General features: G+C 55.5%; 17 protein-coding genes and 2 pseudogenes. 14 read left to right on the top strand and 5 right to left on the bottom strand.

The genetic code is table 11. The features are described from left to right. Positions 1-908: pseudogene (locus tag CPT76_RS28215) on the bottom strand (vWA domain-containing protein); the annotation flags it as partial. 396 nt (positions 909-1,304) lie between these two features. On the opposite strand from CPT76_RS28215, the gene CPT76_RS40715 reads away from it, so the two are divergent. From CPT76_RS40715 to uvrA, 12 genes and pseudogenes are all read left to right on the top strand, one after another. Then, positions 1,305-1,427, top strand: coding sequence for a hypothetical protein (locus CPT76_RS40715; protein ID WP_258168886.1), 123 nt, complete (start codon positions 1,305-1,307; stop codon positions 1,425-1,427). A 149-nt stretch (positions 1,428-1,576) separates the two neighbouring features. Next, the gene (locus CPT76_RS28210; RefSeq protein WP_258168868.1) at positions 1,577-2,017 is read left to right on the top strand and encodes a carbohydrate ABC transporter permease; all 441 of its coding nucleotides are present in this window, start codon (positions 1,577-1,579) and stop codon (positions 2,015-2,017) included. After that, entirely contained in the window at positions 2,018-2,566 is a 549-nt protein-coding gene (locus tag CPT76_RS40710) for a carbohydrate ABC transporter permease (protein WP_258168867.1), read from the top strand. It abuts the gene before it with no gap. A gap of 48 nt (positions 2,567-2,614) precedes the next feature. Further along, on the top strand, positions 2,615-2,902 hold the full coding sequence (locus CPT76_RS40705; RefSeq protein ID WP_258168866.1) for an ABC transporter permease family protein: 288 nt from the start codon (positions 2,615-2,617) through the stop codon (positions 2,900-2,902). A 179-nt stretch (positions 2,903-3,081) separates the two neighbouring features. After that, positions 3,082-3,657 (top strand): ABC transporter substrate-binding protein, encoded by a 576-nt coding sequence (locus tag CPT76_RS40700; RefSeq protein ID WP_258168865.1) that lies wholly within the window; start codon positions 3,082-3,084, stop codon positions 3,655-3,657. Then, positions 3,539-4,468, top strand: coding sequence for an extracellular solute-binding protein (locus CPT76_RS28200; protein WP_258168882.1), 930 nt, complete (start codon positions 3,539-3,541; stop codon positions 4,466-4,468). Before CPT76_RS40700 ends, CPT76_RS28200 begins: the two co-directional genes overlap by 119 nt. Before the next feature lie 264 nt (positions 4,469-4,732). Next, positions 4,733-5,731, top strand: a complete 999-nt coding sequence (locus CPT76_RS28195; RefSeq protein WP_105445235.1) for a LacI family DNA-binding transcriptional regulator — start codon at positions 4,733-4,735, stop codon at positions 5,729-5,731. Between the two features lie 142 nt (positions 5,732-5,873). Next, positions 5,874-6,164 (top strand): annotated as a pseudogene (locus tag CPT76_RS40695) (N-acetylglucosamine kinase); the annotation flags it as partial. Between the two features lie 97 nt (positions 6,165-6,261). Next, positions 6,262-6,657 (top strand): hypothetical protein, encoded by a 396-nt coding sequence (locus CPT76_RS40690; RefSeq protein ID WP_258168885.1) that lies wholly within the window; start codon positions 6,262-6,264, stop codon positions 6,655-6,657. Beyond that, on the top strand, positions 6,624-7,376 hold the full coding sequence (locus tag CPT76_RS28185) for a hypothetical protein (protein ID WP_105445234.1): 753 nt from the start codon (positions 6,624-6,626) through the stop codon (positions 7,374-7,376). Before CPT76_RS40690 ends, CPT76_RS28185 begins: the two co-directional genes overlap by 34 nt. A 15-nt stretch (positions 7,377-7,391) precedes the next feature. Further along, positions 7,392-9,182: a hypothetical protein gene (locus tag CPT76_RS28180; RefSeq protein WP_105445233.1), complete on the top strand. Its 1,791-nt coding sequence runs from the start codon at positions 7,392-7,394 to the stop codon at positions 9,180-9,182. Between the two features lie 287 nt (positions 9,183-9,469). Continuing rightward, positions 9,470-12,013 (top strand): excinuclease ABC subunit UvrA, encoded by a 2,544-nt coding sequence (uvrA, locus tag CPT76_RS28175; RefSeq protein ID WP_105445232.1) that lies wholly within the window; start codon positions 9,470-9,472, stop codon positions 12,011-12,013. Positions 12,014-12,128: 115 nt separating this feature from the next. Here the strand turns inward: uvrA and CPT76_RS28170 are convergent, their stop codons facing one another. Then, positions 12,129-14,513, bottom strand: coding sequence for an Ig-like domain-containing protein (locus tag CPT76_RS28170; RefSeq protein WP_234489546.1), 2,385 nt, complete (start codon positions 14,511-14,513; stop codon positions 12,129-12,131). A gap of 251 nt (positions 14,514-14,764) precedes the next feature. On the opposite strand from CPT76_RS28170, the gene CPT76_RS28165 reads away from it, so the two are divergent. Then, positions 14,765-15,820: a serine hydrolase domain-containing protein gene (locus tag CPT76_RS28165; RefSeq protein ID WP_105445231.1), complete on the top strand. Its 1,056-nt coding sequence runs from the start codon at positions 14,765-14,767 to the stop codon at positions 15,818-15,820. 153 nt (positions 15,821-15,973) lie between these two features. On the opposite strand, the gene CPT76_RS28160 is transcribed toward CPT76_RS28165, so the two are convergent. The 3 genes from CPT76_RS28160 to CPT76_RS28150 all read right to left on the bottom strand — a co-directional run bounded on the left by CPT76_RS28160 (position 15,974) and on the right by CPT76_RS28150 (position 19,405). Beyond that, positions 15,974-16,699, bottom strand: a complete 726-nt coding sequence (locus CPT76_RS28160; RefSeq protein ID WP_089549267.1) for a DsbA family oxidoreductase — start codon at positions 16,697-16,699, stop codon at positions 15,974-15,976. A gap of 198 nt (positions 16,700-16,897) precedes the next feature. Continuing rightward, positions 16,898-18,307 (bottom strand): MATE family efflux transporter, encoded by a 1,410-nt coding sequence (locus CPT76_RS28155; RefSeq protein ID WP_105445230.1) that lies wholly within the window; start codon positions 18,305-18,307, stop codon positions 16,898-16,900. A gap of 150 nt (positions 18,308-18,457) precedes the next feature. Next, on the bottom strand, positions 18,458-19,405 hold the full coding sequence (locus CPT76_RS28150) for a helix-turn-helix transcriptional regulator (protein WP_105445229.1): 948 nt from the start codon (positions 19,403-19,405) through the stop codon (positions 18,458-18,460). A gap of 558 nt (positions 19,406-19,963) precedes the next feature. Between CPT76_RS28150 and CPT76_RS28145 the strand changes: the two genes are divergently transcribed. Next, a partial coding sequence (locus tag CPT76_RS28145; RefSeq protein ID WP_258168864.1) for a carbohydrate ABC transporter permease occupies positions 19,964-20,437 on the top strand: 474 nt, incomplete at its 3' end.

Genomic DNA, 20,437 nt, shown 5'->3' with positions numbered 1-20,437 from the left:
CACCTGAAGCTTCCAGTCGCCCTGCTTAGGCTTCAGCAGCTTGATCAGGGAGTACGTCTTCGACTTGGAGCTCAGCACGTTCGCCGAAGGAATGGTCTGAGCCGCCCCGGCAGGATCGGTTAATTTCACGTCAACCGGGCTTCCGGACATCATCGAAATGTTCGCTTCCAGCACGTTCGCATTCGGAACGCTGATGGTCACTTCCTGATAGCTGCCGTTCGCGGTGATCGACTGCACCGGAACGATCTTCAGCTTCTGGTGGCTGGCGAAAATTTCGCTCAAAATTTGCGGCAAATCATCCGCCGAGCTGGTGGAGAACGATTTGGCCCCGGTCTGGCTGGCCAGATCCGCCAGGGCAGCCTTGTTCAGCTTACCATCGGCATTCAGCCCGATCGTATAAATGGGGATGCCTGCCTGCTTCGCCTCCTGCACGGCGGCGCTTAGCTGCTGATCGGCCTGCTGCTCCGTCTTGCCTGATTTCGGGTCGAGCTCATTGTTGCCGTCCGCCAGGACGACGATCATCGGCTCGTGGCTCTTGTCCATGCCCTGTTTCAGCACTTTCACCGCTTCATCCACACCGACCGAAATGTCGGTATAGGCGCCGCGGTCAAGCTGGTCGATGAACTGCTTCAAATCTTCCTTGTCCGCCGCGGACTGGATTCCAAGCAGCGCCTTCTCCCGCTGGATCTTGTCCGTATAGGAAACGATTCCGACCTTGTCCCCTTGGGCGGACAGCATGTCGATGAACATCTTCATCGCCTCGCCGCTGATCCGTTGGGATCGCTAGCCTTCATCGAATTACTGGCATCCATCACCAGTACAGCGTCAATCTGGGATGACGGCTGCCCGGCAGCCGATACCACCGGCAGGAAGCCGCACCATGACACAAGCAGCAGCACCCCGGCCAGCAGGCACAGCGTCCATTTTATTTTTTAAATGCATAGCGTTTCTCCTTCACAACATTAGTCTTCGATATTCGAGGCCAGTATTCCGCAAAATTCGACCTTTCCTAGCCGCAAGAGTTCCATTATTAACTCTAGGCAAAAAGTCTTAAATATTCCTTAAGAAACGATAAAAAAACGTGAAGCGACGTTTCTAGTTTCATTCCATATTCAGTAGAAACTTCCATGCCGAGCGCTAAAATATCCCAATCTATAACATTATGATATAATTATACCTGCCAAAGTTCAATGTTTACAGGAGCTCCGCGGATTGTAGGCATTAGGACCTAACTATCAACTTGCATAATTATCCATCCGATAGAAAGGAATATTGATATGATTGCTTACGGATGTCTCGCCGTTTTGTTTCTTTTTGTTTTGATCAAATCCGTCAATTATTTCAGACGCCAGAAGACCGCGCCGCTTCCGGAAGAGCTGGACGAAACGCTGCTCACCATCGCCAACCCGGGAGACCGCCATGGTTAAGAAGAAGCCGGTACGTCTGCGCCCTTATTATAGAACGAGATATGCCTATCAAAAGTTAAGAGTTTGCAAACATTGCCATCATTTTACCGTCCTGTGGGAAGACACTTGCGCCAACTGCGGCCGTCACGCGCTGATTCCAGTCATGGCTCATGAACCCGGACTCGGCTCTATACGCCTTGATGATTATGTCCTTCTGGACGGCGGGCTCGGGCATGATCCTCTTTCTGGCGGGACTGCAGGGCGTTCCGGCAAGCCTCGTGGAAGCCGCCAAGCTGGATGGGGCGGGGCGCTTCAAAGTTTTTCTCCATGTCACCCTGCCGATGATCTCGCCTGTACTGCTGTTCCAGCTGATTATGGGCATGATCGATTCCTTCCAGGTGTTTACCCAGGCTTTTGTCATGACCCAGGGCGGCCCGAACTACTCCACCTGGTTTTATGTCTACAACCTGTACACCAGCGCCTTTAAAGAGTACCGCGCCGGCTATTCCTCCGCCTTGGCCTGGGTGCTGCTCGTCGTCGTCATGCTTTTTACCGCGCTCGTGATGAAGCTGTCGAACCGATACGTTCACTACGAAGGAGGCAAACGCTAGATGAGTACCCTTCCGGCCGCCGGCCCGCACGCGGACAACGCCGTCCCCAAGCGGCGGCGCAGCACTGACCCCGTAGGCATTGTCAGCTTTATCGCGCTGGTCGTTACCACCTTTCTGATGCTGCTGCCCCTGTTCTTCATGGTATCGACGTCGCTGAAGTCGAAGAAGGAAATGCTGAAGTTTCCGCCGACCTTTCTGCCGGAAAGCTGGCAGTGGAGCAATTACAAGGAGATTTTCGATACACTCTCCTTCGGCACGATGTACATGAACAGCCTGATTATCGGCGTTCTTACCGTGATCGGAACGCTGCTCTCCTCGGCGCTCGCGGCCTACGGCTTTGCCAGATACCGCGGCAAGGGGAGCAACACGTGGTTCCTGCTCATGCTGAGCACGATGATGCTGCCCTACCCGGCCATCATGATTCCCCAGTTCATCCTCTTCTCGAAGCTGAACTGGATCGACACGTTCCTGCCGCTGATCGTCCCCGGCGTTCTTCGGCTCAGCGTACAACATCTTCCTGCTGCGCCAATTCTTCTCGACGCTCCCTGAAGAGCTGTTCGACGCCGGGCGCATCGACGGCTGCAGCGAGTTTCGCATGTGGCGCCAAATCGCCTCCCGCTTTCGGGACCGGCGCTCGCCACCGTAGCGATCTTCGCCTTCATCTATAGCTGGAACGATCTGCTGACGCCGGTGCTGTACCTGAGCTCCACCGAGAAATTCACGCTGCCGGTCGGTATGGCATCCCTGACGTCATCCCGCTTCCGGATTCCGCCGTGGCACCTGCTGATGGTCGCCTCCGTGCTGGCCATGCTGCCGATCGTGACGCTGTTCGCTATAGCCCAGAAGCGGTTCGTGGAGGGCATCGTGCTCACCGGGATCAAGTAATGGCACGGATCTATTGGAAGACCCGTCGTCCCGGCGGTCATCCTCAAGCGCCACCGGGGCGCCGTCGAAGCCGGCATGCTGCAAGCACCTTCCCCACAGGACTAGCAAGCCGGCTTTTACTTCAACAAGTTCAGACAGCAGCAGCACCCATTACATGAAGGCAATGGAGGTATCGGTTCATGAACAAGAACAGGAAAAGATCAGGTTTTGCCCTTCTTCTGACGACGCTAATGCTGGTGGCCGCCGCGCTATCCGGCTGCAGCGGCGGCAAATCGGCGGGCGATGTGGTTTCCGGAGGCGAGAGCTCCACAGGGGGCGATAAAGGCGGCACAGTGACGATTACCCACTACACGATCGACTCGGAAGACCGCACGTTCGTCGAGAAGCTGATTCCCGACTTTGAAGCAAAGCACCCGAATATTAAGGTCAAGGTCGAAAAAGCGCCTTACGAGCAGTTTGACAGCAAGCTGCAGACGCTGATCGCCGGCGGCAAGTCCCCGGACGTCACCAGCCATTACGGCTACGGCGGATTTGCCGAATATTACAACAAGGATATGCTGCTGGATCTGACGGACATCATCCAGGAGGACGGCTTCGAAGGCGGGGGATTACGGCATTCCGGACAACCTGATGAGCATCTACAAGGTAAAGGACCGTACTTACGGCATTCCAGTCAATATGTATGTCACGCTGATGCTCTACAACAAGGATATGTTCGACGCGGCGAAGGTGCCTTATCCGCCGAGCGATTATGAGGACAAGAGCTGGACATTCGACAAAATGGTCGAAGACGCCAAGAAGCTGACCGTTATTTCGGACGACATCGCCAAAACCCAGTACGGCGTGGACTTTACCTGGGCTGAGCGCGATAATCGCCCTCTCTACTTCGGCGCCGAGCCTTATTCGGAAGACACCTGGACCAACGGCGGCGTTCCTTCCGCTACCCATTTCGACTCCCCGGAAGTGATCGCAGCTTATAACAAGCTGTTCGGTTTGATTTTCAAAGAGAAGGTCTCCCCGACGACCGAGTGGAGCAAAAGCGTCGCCGGTCAGAACGGCGATCCCTTCGTCGCCGGCAAAATCGGCATGTCCGTCGGCGGTTCGTGGAACCTGGCCGGAGCCAACGATTTTCCGTTCAAAGTGGGCGTGGCGGCTGTGCCTTGGGGCGGCAACGACAAGGTGCGCAGCACGCTGTACGTCGATCCGCTCATGGTCCTGAAAGGTTCCAAGCATCCGAAGGAAGCTTTTGAATGGATCAAGTATCTGGTCACCGCCGATGTGCAGGAAAAATCCATCGAGCTCAGCGGAGGCAATCCGCCGGTCAACACGCAGGCAGCTGAGGCTTATTACCAACATTTTGAGGGCGTCGACCCGCAGGATATTAAGAACGTATACGAAGGCGCCATTAAATACGGCTTTGAGTCCTATAACCACCTGATCACGAACTACTCGCAAATCAACGACATGTTCATTAACGAGATGCAGCCGATCGAAAGCGGACACAAGACGGTGGAAGAAGTCATGCCGACGATTCAGAAGAAGCTGCAGGAGATCATCAAGCGGTAAACGGAAAGTTTGTGGAACATGAATAGAGAAATTTCCCCTTCCATCGTAAAAATGTCCTCCTCGGTGGAACGGGCCATAATTTTATAATGTAGATATTCGATTCAATTCGTTATACCTTTTTACGGCGTATCGGCGATCGGATGCCGTCCTCTGCGGGGCGGTATCCGGTTTATGCCATCCCATGCTTCGCGGACAGACTTCCGTCCATGTATACTAGGGATAAGTTTATAGGTTCGGAAAAATCTGCCCAAGGAGAAATGAGAGATGAAAGTAAGTATTTTTGACGTTGCCAAAAAATCAGGACTGTCCGTCGTAACGGTATCCCGCGTGTTGAACGGGGCCGAAACCGTCCGGGAAAAAAACCGGCAGAAAGTGCTCGATGCGATCAAAGAGCTGGGATACCACCCGAACGCCGCCGCCCGGAGCCTTGCCCGCGGGAAAACCGGCATCATCGGCCTTATTGTAACGACCCTGCAGGATTCCTTCTTCGATGCCGTCGTCAAAGAGCTGAACGAAGTGTTTGCGCTGCACGGCTACTACCTGGCCATTTCGGTATCGACAGGCATCGGTTCGGACGAGAGCCATTACCTGATTCAGGAGGACCGGGTGGACGGGCTCATTCTGCTCTCCCCCATGGAAGAAGACAACTATATCGTGGAATTAAAAAAACGCGGCATTCCATACGTACTGATCGACAATCAGAAGCCAGAAAACGACAATTTCTCGGTAACGATCGACAACTTCAAGGGCGGCTATGCGGCGGCAAGCCATCTGCTCGATCACGGATATACGTCCATCGCCCATTTGTGCGGACAGGAGATGTTCCGAAGTACCCGGGAGAGACGCGACGGATTTATGCAGGCGCTGTCAGAGCGGGGGCTTGCCCCCTTTGAAATCGTAAACGGAGACTTTGAAATCCGGTTCGGCTACGAAACGGCCGTGCGGTGGCTGAAGGAAGGGCAGCTTCCGCAAGCGGTTTTCGCCGGCGACGACAATATCGCCCTCGGCGTGGTGAACGCGCTGATGGAGGCGGGCGTTCAGGTGCCCGGCCAGGTAGCCGTCGTTGGCTATGACGACCAGACAATATCCTCCCAACTTCATCCGTATCTGACGACGGTACGCCAGCCGGCGGACCGGATCGGCATCGCCGCAGCCGACATGCTGCTGAAGCGGATCGACGGTACGATGAAGCGCGGAGCCAACTTGAAAATCGATCCGGAGCTCATCGTCCGGGAGTCGTCCGTTCCTGGGCGTCGAGCCTGACTTTAATTACCCGGCTCCGGATCATCATGTAATGCAAAAGCATGAATTGATCATATAGGAGTGACGACTATTGGCTTATTATTTGGGAATCGACGGGGGAGGCACCAAAACCTATGCCCTGCTCACCGACGAGCAGGGGCAAGTGCTCGGCAAAGGCCAGAGCGGCAACGGGAATCACCAGATTGACGCCGCCGTGGCCGCCAAGAGCATTCGCAGCGCCGCTTTCGGCGCCATCGCCGACGCCGGGCTGCAGCTTGCGGACATCCGCCACACCTTCTTCGGCCTGGCGGGAGCCGACCGTGAGCCGGATTACCGGATCCTGCATCCCATGATCCGAAATATGGGCTTCACGGATTATTCGGTCGACTGTGATACCGTCATCGGCCTCCGGGCCGGGACGAAGCAGCCGTACGGGGTCGCCCTCATCTGCGGCACGGGCACCAATGCTGCCGGCCGGAATCGTCAAGGCGAGCATGTGCAGTGCGGCGGCTTCGATTTACATGTACGGCGATTTTGGCGGAGGCGCAGCCTTGAACATCGAGGTGTTCCGCTCCGTCATCCGCGCCTGGGACGGACGCGAGCAGCCGACGCAGCTGACGGAGCTGCTGTTGTCCCTGCTGGGCTACGATACCGTCGGCGAGATGTTCGACGATTTCTACGACAACCAGCGCAGCGTGCCGATAGACGCCGCACGCCTGCTGTTTGCAGCTGCTGCCGGCCAGGATGCGGTTGCGCTGGAAATTTTAAACCGCCAAGGTGTGGAGCTCGGCAAATCGGCCGCTGCCGTCATCCGCAGGCTCGGTATGGAGAACGAGGCCTTTGATGGTGGTGCTTGCCGGCAGCCTGCTGATTCCAGTCATGGACCAGGCGGCGGATTAACGCCAAGCGGTCGATGCAGACGGAAAGGCTTGCCGCCCTTCTGCTGACGCTGGTGGCTGTGCTGCTAAGTCAGACATTCCTACAGATTGCCGTCTGCCTGGGCGGGGGCATCCTGCTGACGGTGCTGCTGTGGCTGCTCCAGCGGCGCATGCTGCCGTCCGAGACGCGCCGCCAGCTGGACAAGCTGCTCCACGGCAGCCAGCGTCTGATCCTGGAAGGCATCTATTTGAATCTGTCGACCGCCTCAGCCGCCATTAAGGATGACGAGCAGATCGGTTACGAGATTCTGCGGGAGATTGCCACCATCGTGCATAACGACCGGATCCGGCTGCAGCAAATCGTGCTGCTCCAGTCGTTCGTGCTGCGCAAAGATATGGATCTCGAGCTGGAACCGCTGCTGATCGAGGATTTCGACTCCGATCTGGCCGCTTATATCGGCGAAATCGCCAAGGTCAAACGCGAGCTGATTAAAGCCAGCGCCATTCGTTATCTGCTCATTCATGAGCGTTACATCCTGCAAATGAAGCAGGGTGCCAGCATTATGACGGCTGCGGCCGGCGCCGCGGTACGGATGAAGAAGTATGTAGATATGTATCCTGATTTCATCCGGCGCTACGCGCGCGGCCTGCCGCGGGAGCGGTTTTTGCGCCTGTACCAGATCGTGCGGCGCAATCCGGACCAGTCCTGGGACGGTCTCCGCGATGAGGTTTCCGCCATTTATAATGAAAAGTACCGCTGGGACCCGGATTTTCAAAAATGGGAATAAAGAGGCCATAAAGATATGACGATGAAAAACGCGCTAACCCTGCGTAATTTGTATATTTTGCTCTGCGCCGCAGTTTTGGTCCTGATCGGAGTCAAGGGTTATGACATGAGCCGTAAGATCGATTGGGTCGCCACAGCGGGTCAGTACTACGACCGGAAAGATCTGATCAATGCAGAGGAATGGTACCAAAAAGCCGCAGCAAACCGGTCCATACGCTATAAGGAAGATCTAATCGCCTCCCGGCTGAAAGAGCTTGAGCCGATCACCTCCATGAGGCAGTCGCTGTCCCGTCTGGATCGCCGCGCGGAAACTGCTGCCCGAAACAGGGATTTTGACGGGCTTATGAATGTGTACGCCGACTTGATTGCCGCCAAGAAGAAGTATATGGCTGCGAGCCAGCCGCTGGCCGCCTACTATCCGAAGATCTCCGCCATGTACGGCATTTCGGACGATCTGACCAAGGCCTTCAAGCAATTCCAGTCCCTCTTTTACCAGCAGGCGAAGGATCAATTGGCCCAGGGGGACGTTAACGACAACGCCTTTAAATGGAATCTGCTGGCCATTCCGGCGGAATTTTACGGCGGTGCAGAAGCCAAAAGCAAGCAGTTAAGCGGAAAATTTCAATCGTATGACGAGGCCCTGATGGCCCGCATGGCGGGTGCCGGGCAGTATCAGAACATGCTGGACTGGTCGCTGTCCATGATGACCGAATACAAGAGCCGCAGCTTTAAGGCGAATTGGGTAAAAGAAAAGGCCGACTCCCTCGCCCGCACCCTGCTCACAAAGGACGTGCAGGGAGACCAGGCGGCAAACTTTGCCGCCCACGCCAAGATGTACACCGCATACATGGCCGGCGCCGGCATGAAGCAGTCCGCTGTCCAGGATTACATCACCCGGCAAATCGGCACCTGGCTGAAGGGCGCAGACCGCAAAGTGAAGAACCATAAGTATGAAGAGGCGATCGCGATTTACCAGGCCTTATCAAGCTACGAGGATACGGAAGACAAGATCAAGGCGGCCCAGCTGGCCTGGACGGTTCACGATCCGGTCCGCTTGCTGCAGAGCGCCGATCCCTCCCCCTCCTACGACTTCGTCACCGGAGGAGCGAATCGCTTCGGCGGTAAAGCCTATGCCATCGGGGCGGACGGCAGCAACACCGTCTATTTCACCCGGATGAACAGCGATGAGACGGTGCAGGGTTACAGCAGCCATGATTTTCCGCAGGGGGCCGCCATCCGGAAAGTCTCCATCGAACCGTCGCTCAGCACGGGCAGCACACCGGTCATTCTCGTCGAAGCGGACTCAACGACCCGGAAGGCGCTGTATGCCGCTTATGAAGTCCGGGAGAACGGCATGGTCCAACTGTTCCAATTCAGCGCGGACGGCTACAGCGTTCAATCGGACAAGTCGCTCCTGGTGACGAATCTGGAGATCGGCGGAGGCAGCGTGACCGGCGGGATAGACGCTGCCGGAGGCACGGCACCGGAGGCGATATATGAGCGGCGCGGCGATGCCTATGAGTTTGCGGGCTTCCAGCAGGACTTTACGGATATCGTAGCGACCGACCTGCCGTCGCATCCGGGCGAGAAGGTTCGCTTTACCATCTATATTGTCCAAGGCGGCCAGGGCGAGGCGCTCGCGGAAATGGAAGGGTCGTATATCAAACTGAGGGGCAATTTCCAATTCACCGAGGGCAGCGTGACCGTCATCGGAACCTATAACGAGTCCGAGGAGATGTACCCGGACGGCGATCAAACCGTCGAGCCAGTGAACGTACCTGTTGTAGATGTGGAACGGCTGGAGTAGATTCGGGAAGTTCGGCTGCTTCCAACTTCCAACAAGGTATAGCCCTACAAGGTCTTGTCCGATGGAGACGAAAACAGGCCAAAGACCAATTTCAAAAAGAATATCGTGCATGAATCGTTCCTGGCATAGTTATTAGGATCGTTCGTGAACATTAAAAGGCTTCCGCTTCGGCGAGAGGCCTTTTTACTTTGCCGCCTCACCAATTACGTCATCTTTTGTCGTATATATGAATTAATCTAAAACCATCCAAGATACCGTATCGCAAAACGAAAGAGAGGGATGGATTCGTGGATGAATATATTGAAATCGAAGGGGCCCGGGAGCATAATCTGAAGAATATTTCGCTCCGCATTCCCAAACGCAGGCTGGTCGTGCTGACGGGCTTGTCCGGGTCGGGCAAATCGTCGCTCGCAATGGATACGCTGCAAAAGGAATGCCAACGGCAGTACATGGAGTCCATGGGGATGGTGACGGACTTCATCAGCAAACCGCGGGTGGATTCCATCCGCGGCCTGTCCCCTTCCATCAGCGTCAGCCAGCATGTGACCAACAGAAACCCCCGGTCCACCGTCGGGACCGTTACGGAGATCTATACGTACCTGCGTGTGCTGTACGCCAAGCTTGGCGTGCGGGTATGTCCATCTTGCGGTCAAAGCATTCACCCCGTCTTCGAAGACAGTCCAGCGGTGTCCGAAGAAGTTCTTGAACCATCGGAAGATGCGATTGAGGAGCCCAAGCATATGCCCTGCCCGCACTGCCATGCCTCGATCCCGAAGCTGACGATGGCCTACTTCTCCTTCAACAAGCCTGAAGGAGCCTGCCCGACCTGCACAGGAATCGGCATCGTGACCGATATTGCCGTGGACCGGCTTTTGCAGGAAGACCTCAGTATCTTGGAAGGAGGCGTAACGCTCTGGGACGGCTGGGTTCGCGAATACTATGCGGACGTGCTGTTAGCGGCATCTAAACATTACGGTTTCCCGTACGAGCCGCACCTGCCAATCCGCGATTATGGCGCGATCGCACGCGACATGCTGCTCTACGGCGCAGCCAGTGAGCAGTTCCAGCGCCATTTCCCCGGCGTTAAACCTCCCAAAACCGTAGGCAAGGGCAATTTTGAAGGCTTGATCACCCATTTGCTGCGCAAGTACAGGGAACATGACGGAGACCCGGAAGAATTGGGCTCTAAAAAATGGGACCCGTACTTTATGAAGCAGACCTGCCCCGATTGCCAGGGATCGCGATTGGGGAGAGAGGGCCGGCTCGTTACCATTAGGGGTACGACTATCATCGAGGCGGCTTCTTACACCCTTCTCCCGCTCTATGCCTGGCTCAAGCAGTTGAAACAGGAGCTGCCAGGCGAAAGCCTGGTCGTATGGGAGCCTATTTTCAACGGGTTGGCGGACCGTATCCAGCGGCTGATCGACGTCGGGCTCGAATATTTGTCGCTGGACCGGAAGGCGAGCACGTTGTCCGGCGGGGAAGCCCAGCGGCTCCGGCTCGCTTCACTGCTCGGTTCGGGTCTCACCGGGGTTCTGTACGTACTGGACGAGCCCACGGCCGGGCTCCATCCGCGGGATACCCATAAGCTGATCCGAGTGCTGAAGCGGCTCCGCGATTTGGGAAATACAGTGCTGGTTATCGAGCATGATACCGAGGTGATGAAGGCCGCGGACCATTTGATCGAGATTGGCCCCGGATCCGGAAAAGAAGGCGGGACCGTCGTCGGCACCGGAACGCTCGAACAGTTGAAAGCGATCCCCGAATCCGCTACCGGACGGTATTTGCGGGAATTGGACATCGCCGGCCCTCGGGTTACACGGAGAGCGGGCAGCTGCAGCAAGCTTACGATCGAGCAGGCTTCCGCCCATAACCTGAAGCAGTTGACCGTCAGCTTTCCGCTCGGATGCCTGATTACAGTGACAGGGGTTTCAGGTTCGGGCAAATCCACCCTTCTGTTCGATATCCTCGAGCCTGCGGCAAAATCCCAACTTCGATTGTCCGGCAATATGCCAGGCCAATACGAACGCATCACCGGCCTGGAGCTTATCGACAAGGTCATCGCCGTCGACCAAGCCCCGGTCGGGAAAATTTCGCGGTCCAATATCGCGACCTACACCGACCTGTTTACCCCGATCCGCAGCCTATTCGCAGAGCTGCCCAAGGCCCGAAAACAACGATTGAGTCCCAAGCACTTTTCATTTAACACGCCGGGCGGCCGGTGCGAGAAATGCCGCGGCATGGGCACCCTGCAGCTGGATATGCATTTTCTGCCGGATGTGGAGGTGCGCTGCCCCGTGTGCCTGGGGAAACGGTTCAAAGAAAATGTGCTGGCAGTGCAGTACAAGGGCTTCAGCATTTCGGACATTCTGAACCTGACCGTCCTGGAGAATGCCGCCCTCTTTGAGGATCCGGTAATAACCGACATGCTGAACCTGCTGGGTGAAGTGGGGCTCGGCTACGTGCAGCTGGGGCAGCCCACGACGACGCTGTCGGGCGGAGAAGCCCAGCGGATCAAGCTGGCGAAGGAGCTTGGCAAAAAAAGCAGAGGGCATACCTTGTACTTGCTGGATGAGCCCACGACCGGGCTTCATCCTAGTGATGTCCGGCATCTGTGCCGTCTGTTAAACCGGCTCGTGGACGCCGGCAACACGGTCATGGTGATCGAACACCATCTCGATCTGATTGCCGCGTCCGACTGGATCGCCGATTTTGGACCCGAAGGCGGGGATGCCGGAGGGCAGTTGGTCGCGCAGGGTACGCCGGAAGATGTGGCGGCCGTTCAGGCCTCATATACAGGCCGCTATCTGGCCGGGCATCTGTCACGCTGATCACGGTTCCAATCGCCATGGCTCCTGCAGCTTGCGCAGGCAAAAAAGAATCACCCTCAGTCACATGGACTGTGGGTGATTCTTCATATTCGGATCGCTTTGATCCGCTTATGTTCTATTGTACGGTCACGACCACCTTGGTCGATTTGCCGCCGAAGCTGACCGTGATCGTCGCTTTGCCTTTGCCGTTAGCCGTGATCTGGCCGTCCTTCACCGTGGCCGTCAAAATTTTGGAAGACTTCCAAAGGGCCGGCTTGGAGACATCCACATCGGTTCCATCCATGTAGGTCGCCGTGGCCGCCAGCGTCAGCTTGTCGCCGACGTTCAGCGTCACGCTCACCTTGTCAGTCTGCAAATACTTCAGCGTATCCACTTCGACCGGAATCCGGACCGTCTTGTTGCCGTACTTGGCCGTCACGGTCGTTTTGCCGTAAGCGGCGGCGGTAATGACACCGTCGTTAACCGACGCTACTTTATAGTTTCCGGTTTTCCATTCCGCCTTGGACGTCACGTCCTTGGTGCTGCCGTCGCTGAACGTCACTTCCAGCTTGACGGTGGCCGTTTTATCCTTGGCTTTGCCTACCGTCTTCAACGATACCGCAGTCTCGCTCGCCTCAATGGCGGAAATGACGTCAACCTCCACCGGGATCGTTACTTTCTGTCCGCCGTACTCGGCGGTAATGTTGGCTTTCCCGCTCTTCAGACCGGATACCAGACCGTTATTGTCTACTCCGGCAACCGTAGAGCTGCTGGACTTCCAAGACGCTTCCTTAGTCACGTCCACCACTGTACCCGTGGCATCCTTCGCGGTCAGCGTCAGCTGCTTCTTGTCGCCGGCGGACATGATCACGAGCGTCTCCGACGCTTTCAGGTCGCTGACCAGTCCAACTTCCACGGTCATCGTGTAGGATTTGCCTTCATATTTGGCCGTAATCGTTGCGGTGCCTGTCGCCACGCCGGTGATGAGTCCATTTTCATCAATGTCGGCGATATCCTTTTTGCTAGTGCTCCATTCTACTTTGTCCTTAGACGAGACCGTCTCGGCCGCACGGTCCGCACCGTAATCCAGCACGATGCTCGCCTGGTAGGTGGCGTCCACTTTCAGGGACAGCTTCTTCACCGGCAGCGAGATGCTGAGTGGCATGTCGACCGCTACGGATGTCGTTACCGTCACTCCGCCGTAGGTGGCGCTGACTTTGGATTCCCCTTTTTTGAAAGCCGTCAAATTCCCGCCGCTGACAAAAACGACGTCCTCATTGCTGGATTTCCACACGGCTTTGCCCTGAACCTTCTCGGTTTCCCCATTCGCATAGGTAGCGATCAGGTCCAGCTGCTTCGTCTTCTCACCCGTCAAGCTCAGCGCGACCTTCTCGACCAGATCGAGGTGGCGCGGTACGTCAACGTCGACATTTATGGCCACGCTCTTGTCCCCGTATTTGGCAGAAATGATGGCTGCGCCCGGTGCGATGGCCGTAATGACGCCTTTGTTCACATAAGCGACCTTCTCGTCGCTGGAAGACCATACGGCATCTCCCGTAATGTCCACCGGATCTTTGTCCGGATACACCGCTTCAACCTTGATCGGCTGTGTGGTGGAGTCCCCTGCATGAAGGAACATATCCTGCTTGTCCGCCTTCAGGCGGATCGTCTTGTCGACATCGACCTGAATCGTTGCCGTTTTCGTACCGTACTTCGCCGTAATCGTGGCGGTACCCGGACCGTAAGGAGTAATCTGCCCCTTGATGACGTCCGCCACGCCTTCGTTGCTCGACGTCCATTCAGCGTCGGCCGCAACGTTATCCTTGGTTGTGCCATCCGGATAAGTCGCTTTCAGTGTCACTTGAACCGGCGTCTTCTCGCTCAGCAGCATGGACACCTGCGCAGGGTCCGCATCGAGCCGCTTCACCACTTCTACGCTCACCGGAATCGTTACGGTCTGCTTGCCGTACACCGCCGTCAGCGTAGCCGTACCCGGACCCACCGGAGTCACCGTTCCGTTCACGACCGTCGCCACGCTGGCGTTATCCGTCGACCAGTCCGCTTTGCCGGAAACTTCTTCCGTATTGTTGTCTGTATAGGTTGCGGTCAGCTTGATCTGGGGCTTGTCCCCCAGCTTCAAATCCAGGCTCTGCACATCTTTCGTAAGCGCCTTGACCTTCTTCGTTACGGTCACCGACACCGATTCGGATACGTCCCCGAATACGGCTGTTACCGTTGTCGTACCTTCGCTCTTCGCGGTTACAGTACCGTTATATATGGTGGCAACTACGTTGTTCGAGCTGCTCCAGCTCGCCTTTACCGTCAAATCTGCCGTTGAATTATCCGAATATACACCCGTCGCGGTTACTTTCGCCGTATCGCCGATTTCAAGGGTAAGCTCATTTTTGGACAAAACCAGCTTGGTCAACTCCGCCGTGGCGGCCCAGGTCGTTCCGGCATAGGCCATGCACAGCACCATAACCAGCGACATGACCAGTACCCTTTTTAATCTGATTCGCAATGTAAATTCCCTCCAATTCCCTTATTTTGAGTAGAAACAAAAAAAGACCCTACCTCCCATATCGGTCAGTCCAGCCAAAAATGTTAGTTTTTTGGAGATTTTCTGTAATTTTTCGATAAAAACCGCCGTTTGATTCTGAAATTTGCGCGTCACGCACGCTAAAAAGGGGTAATCCTCTAATTGGTAAACCTTCTAGCGAAACCTGTACGGGGGTCATGGCGTCTAATTAAGATAGGAGGTGCCATAAGCGCATGATCATTCCTGACCATGAAATCATTGAAGAAGCCAACTACCTGGTGCAGGAGCATTACGGGGAAAGAAACCCGCTGAGCGTCACCATCGGCATTCTGGAGAACGGGGACCATTTTTACACCGGCTGGGGACAACCTCCGGGCTTCGATTACGCATCAGCCATCTATGAAATCGCATCCGTAACGAAAGTTTTTACGACCTCACTTCTGTGTATCCTGCAGCGTCAGGGCAAACTGCAGCTCAAGGATACCGTAGGCCAATACATACCTGAAATCGCCTCTAACGCCAAAGTCGGTGCCATCACGCTGGAACAGCTCGCCACGCATACCTCCGGACTCCCCCGGCTGCCGGCCGGTCTCAAGCAGACCGTCACCGACAAACTGAACCCGTACCAAAACTACACCGAGCAGCATCTGCTGCAGGACCTGCTGAAAATCAGACCTTCATCGGGAGGAAGCTTCGAGTATTCCAATTTGGGCGTAGGCCTGCTTGGGCTTATCTTGAGCCGCTGCACCGGCCGGAGTCTGGAACAGCTTATGCGGGAAGAGATCTGCGGTCCGTTATTTATGGAGGACACGCTATTTGAACTGAACGATGAGCAGCAGTCCCGTCTCCTCCCGGTGTATACGGCCAACGGCAAGCCGGTTCCCCATTGGGATCTGGGCGTTCTCGCTGGCGCGGGAGGCTTGCGTTCCACGGCGCACGATCTGCTCCAATTTGCCAAAGCGAACGTCGGCATGGGCTCCGCCCCAATCACGGCCGCGCTTCGCGACGGGCAGAAGCCCCGCCACCGGGTGCGCCGCGGCGAGGATGTCAGCCTCGGATGGATGGTCAAAACCGGCATCTACCACGACCGGATTCACTGGCATAACGGCGGTACGTACGGCTCAAGCAGCTTCCTGGGCTTTCACATGGAAAAAAACACGGCGGTCGTCGTGCTGTCCAACAACGGCAGCTTTGCGATGAAAATGCTGTCCATGATGAGGCCGCAGAAACGGCATGTGGACGAGATCGGTTTCCAGCTGTTCAAGCAGCTGACCAAAACGGTCTATTAACCGGTCAAACCGCATCCTCATGTAAAAAATCCTTAATAAAATATACAGCCAAAAAGGCTGCCTCCCGGATTGCTCGCAAGCCCGGTTGTAGGCAGCCTTTCTTCTTCTAACAGCCTTTATTCAATTCCAGGCGCCTTGCGGCGAGCGCAGCGTTTACGCCTTTTTATCCGTCGGCACCTGGCAGGAGCCGTCCGTGCAGGAGAGATCATCTCCGTCAGCACTGTTCCCCAGCAGCGTCAGCGGATGCTCCTCTTTCCAGATATTGTCCAGCGCTTCGGCAAACACCTGTGTCGGCTGGGCGCCGGAAATGCCATATTTCTGGTTGATGACGAAGAACGGCACGCCGTTGATGCCGAGTCGTCCCGCATCTCCCTCGTCCTTGCGGACATCGTTCGTGTAAGCATCGCTCTCCAGCATAGAGGCTGCCGCAGAGGCGTCCAGCCCAATTTCGCCGGCCAAGCGCGCCAATACCGCACGGTCTCCCAAATGTTCCGAATCGGTGAAGTACGCCTTGAACAGCCGTTCCGTCATCTCATACTTCTTGCCGAACTCCCCGGCCCACTGCGTCAGACGATGCGCATCAAACGTATTGGTCGGGACCAGCGTATCGAAATTGTACGTTAGCCCCACCGTCTTGGCCTGCTCGGTCATGTTGTCGTTAGCCGCCTTGGCCTGCTCCCAGCTCATGCCGTACTTGGAGGCAAGAATGCTGTGAATGTCCTTGTCGTTGTCTTTCGGCGCGCCCGGGTCCAGCTCGAAACTTCGGAACACAACCTCGACTTCATCCTTGTGCGCGAACGGCTCGAGGGCCGCCTCGAAACGGCGCTTGCCAATATAGCAGAACGGACAGGCAAAGTCCGACCATACTTCGATTTTCATATGCAAACCTCTCCTTTAGGGTGATGTTCTTTGCTTGGTAAACTGATACTTTTCCCATCACAGTAAGAGTCAAAAGAAAAGCAGTCACTCGGATAAACCAGCTGTAACTGCATCAGGTACATTATATCGCGATTATCGGGAGCGCGCAACCTGCCTGCGCCGATCTCCCTTTATATCCAGCCGGGTTAACTTCTCGTGTTAACCCGTCGTCGGCACCGTTGCCGGCACGGCCTCCGGTCCGTCATGCGGTTCGATCAGCGCATGCTTCTCCCACGCCCGGCTCCGCCAGCGGAAATACATGATGACGGCACGGGCCCATTCGTCCGCGGCAATGGCGAGCCACACGCCGGCAAGGCCCATGTGGAGTTTGAATATGAGGAAGTATCCCAGCGGCAGAGACATGCATACCATAGACAACAGCCCCATGTAGACCGGGAACTTCGCGTCTCCCGAAGCGCGCAGCGAGTTGATGATGACGATGTTGACGGTGCGGCCAGTCTCCAGCACGATGCTGAGCAGGATGACCTGCGCCCCCATTTTGATAATGAGTGCATCGTCCGTAAACAAGCCCATCAGCGGAACGCGGAACAGGATAATGATCAAGTCGATGACGATTGTGGCGGCCAGCGCCCACTTCACGCTCTGGAACACCCGGGTGTAGGCGTCCTGGTTGCGTCTTTCACCGACGTAATGGCCGACCATAATGGCCGTGCCCATGCCGATCGCCATGCTGAACAAATAGATGTACATCGAGATGTTCACGGCATACTGCCGGGTGGCCATCGCTTCTGCCCCAAGGTAGGTGACGTACAGCGTGAAGGTCAGCTGGCACATTTGGTATACGATGCTTTCCAGAGCCGACGGAATGCCGACATTCAAAATTTTAAGCACAAATTTCTTCGACAGACGGATGTAATAACGCCATTCCACATGCACTTCCATGACCCGGTACAGCAGCCAGAAGAAGATCAGCAGGCAGACCAGGCGGCTGAATACCGTCGAGATCGCCGCTCCCTGTACGCCCAGCGCCGGAAGGCCGAAATGCCCGAAGATCAGCGCGTAGTTCCCTACCACGTGAATGATGTTCATCAGAAGCGACACGACCATCGTTTCTTTGGTGAACCCGTGGGTCCGGATCGTTGCGGCAAGGGCGTTAATGAGCGCCTGTAGGAAAATGCCGCCTCCGACGATCTGGATGTAGGACTGGGCATACCCGTAAATTTCCCCGGTGACGTTAAGCAGGCGCAGCATCATTCCGCCGAAGGCGAGAAAAATAACGCTTAGGAGCACCCCTACGGCCAGGTTCAGCGTGATTGCATTTCCGGTCACCTGCGCCGCGTCGCTAAGCTTCTTGGAGCCCAGGTACTGAGCCACCACGATCGCCGCCCCGCTGCCGATCACCTCCAGCACGAGGATGGCGATGGAAATAATTTGGTTGGCGGCGCCGACGCCGGAGACGGCATTGTCGGAAACCGAACTGAGCATCAATGTATCGACACTGCCCATCAGCATGAACAGGAACAATTCGAGAAATATAGGCCAGGTGAGGCGGACAAGACTGAGCCGTTTTTCTGACCGTGCAGAAGGCTCATCAACAGTTGCGGTCATGAGTCAGAATTCACCTTTCTTTCAAACGTATTCTTTGAAACAAAGGTATGTTAGCACAGTTTTCATGAAAATACATGACATTTAACAGAAAAACACTGAAAATTTAATATTCTTTTTTTGGTAAGCCCTTACTTCCTTTGAAAATGACCATTATTCATACCGGGACAGCAGTTCAGCGAGTTTTTCGCGGATCAGACCGACCAGTGCCTGAGGCTCTTTCACGGTCGCATGCGTTCCCAAGCCGATAAAAAATTGGGCGTAAAACGAAAGGTCATGCTCCGGAATCATTCCGTCCACCCAGCCGGTCCCATCCTCGCGGATATGCAGCTTGGACTCCAGCCACAATTCTCCCTCGCACCGTTCCACGCCTTCCGGGGTCAGTTCCGCATAGCAGCGAAGCTCCGCCGAGTCCTCCCCGTGAAATGACTTCCGATTCCCAAGATGCACATGGCTGAGGTCGACAGCTTCAAGGCCGGTTGTATCCTCGGCAGCGTCCGTAATCCGGTCGCAGCGGAACAGGCGGAAGTCCTTCCGCTGGAAGCAGTAAGCCGGGCAGTACCACAGTCCCTGGCTGGCATAGATGCCGATCGGCTGGATCTGCCGAACCGAGCTGCTGCCGCGGGATTCGTAAACGATGCGCAGCACCTTCTGGTTCACGGCCCCGTCCAGCAGTACGGACAAATGGGGCGCACCCGCCCGCCGGGACGGGGTAATAAAGTCGACCCGGTTCTTCATCCGGTCGATCCGGTCGCGCACATCCCCGGGCATGTAGTGGTAGAATTTCTGGAGCGCGGACGAGCTCTCCGTCTCAAACGGGATATGGACATAATGCCGGAGACCGTGCACCGCGAAAAAAATCGCCACCGCCTCTTCCTCCGTAAAGGCAATCGGGGGCAGGATCCGTTCCTTCAGTACCTGGTAGCCGCCATGCGGCCCCACCTCCGAATATAAAGGGACGCCGAGCTCGCTCAGCTCCTGCAGGTCCCTTAGGATCGTCCGGGTGGACACCCCGAATTCGTCGGCCAGCTCCTTGACTTTGAAGCGGCGCATCCGGTTAATCGTCATCATCAGGTCGAGCAGTCTTTTGGATTTGGACATGTCGGCACTCCCGTTACTGGATTTGGCGGTACACACCATCGGAAACAAATATGGTCAGTGATAAACCTTGTCATTATTATAAACGAACTATAGGAATCGGCCCAAAACATCGGCCACAGCTCTGATTCCCCGCAGCCAGCCAGGATCATAGAGAGGCTATCCATATTTCCGTTATATTAGTGTTATATTTAGTGACATCTTACTGTGCAGCAGTGGAGGAGAGTCGTCTTGGGAAGCTAATAAAGTGAAACATGTCTTTTTTCAATCCGATAGTCACGTCGCTAACCGGCATAAACCTGATTTTCCGCTTGAAATCATGAAGATTTCCTTGTCGAATGTAATCTTTTATAACAGGTAACGCTTACAAGTATGAAATTTAGTATTGATTATTTGTAGACCATCCACTATGATAATGGCAACAGGCAGGAGATAAAAGTTAAAGCACTTTAACTTTAAAGATTACAACCCGCTATTATAGATAAATATTTCGGGTTAATTTGTCCCATAAGTTAAAGCGTTTAAACTTTTATAAACTTTGTGAGAAAGGTTGATGCACCCGTGACCCATCGCGAAAGCAGGCGGCAGACGCTGTACATGTATCTGTTTATTTCCCCCTGGCTCATCGGCTTTCTGGTTTTTGCCCTGTATCCCATCTTGTCCTCGCTTTATTACAGCTTCACGGATTACGACATCATTCACCCGCCCCAATTTATCGGCCTGGCCAACTATGCGGAGATGTTCGGCAATGATCTGTTCTGGAAATCCGTCACCGTGACGCTGAGGTATACGCTCATCAGTGTGCCGATCCAGCTGCTGCTGGCCCTAGGATTCGCCCTGCTGCTGAACCAGAAGATCCCGCTGCGCGGATTTTTCCGGACCGCGATGTATTTCCCGAGCATGGTATCCGGCGTGGCGATGTCGCTGCTCTGGTACTGGATTTTCAACCCGCAGATCGGGCTGTTCAACTACATGCTCTCCTGGTTCGGCATCAAAGGTCCGGCCTGGCTCATGAACCCGGACTCGGCTACTATA

Source organism: Paenibacillus sp. AR247 (genome assembly GCF_002968895.1).
Classification (GTDB): Bacteria; Bacillota; Bacilli; order Paenibacillales; family Paenibacillaceae; genus Paenibacillus_AQ; species Paenibacillus_AQ favisporus.
This window is presented reverse-complemented; position numbering and strand designations above follow the sequence as displayed.

Bases quoted from the DNA above. Each gene is read 5' to 3' on its own strand.
- CPT76_RS28210 (WP_258168868.1), top strand. From the start codon at position 1,577: ATGAACCCGGACTCGGCTCTATACGCCTTGATGATTATGTCCTTCTGG.
- CPT76_RS40710 (WP_258168867.1), top strand. From the start codon at position 2,018: ATGAGTACCCTTCCGGCCGCCGGCCCGCACGCGGACAACGCCGTCCCC.
- CPT76_RS40700 (WP_258168865.1), top strand. From the start codon at position 3,082: ATGAACAAGAACAGGAAAAGATCAGGTTTTGCCCTTCTTCTGACGACG.
- CPT76_RS28195 (WP_105445235.1), top strand. From the start codon at position 4,733: ATGAAAGTAAGTATTTTTGACGTTGCCAAAAAATCAGGACTGTCCGTC.
- CPT76_RS28185 (WP_105445234.1), top strand. From the start codon at position 6,624: ATGCAGACGGAAAGGCTTGCCGCCCTTCTGCTGACGCTGGTGGCTGTG.
- CPT76_RS28180 (WP_105445233.1), top strand. From the start codon at position 7,392: ATGACGATGAAAAACGCGCTAACCCTGCGTAATTTGTATATTTTGCTC.
- CPT76_RS28165 (WP_105445231.1), top strand. From the start codon at position 14,765: ATGATCATTCCTGACCATGAAATCATTGAAGAAGCCAACTACCTGGTG.
- CPT76_RS28160 (WP_089549267.1), bottom strand. From the start codon at position 16,699: ATGAAAATCGAAGTATGGTCGGACTTTGCCTGTCCGTTCTGCTATATT.
- CPT76_RS28155 (WP_105445230.1), bottom strand. From the start codon at position 18,307: ATGACCGCAACTGTTGATGAGCCTTCTGCACGGTCAGAAAAACGGCTC.
- CPT76_RS28150 (WP_105445229.1), bottom strand. From the start codon at position 19,405: ATGTCCAAATCCAAAAGACTGCTCGACCTGATGATGACGATTAACCGG.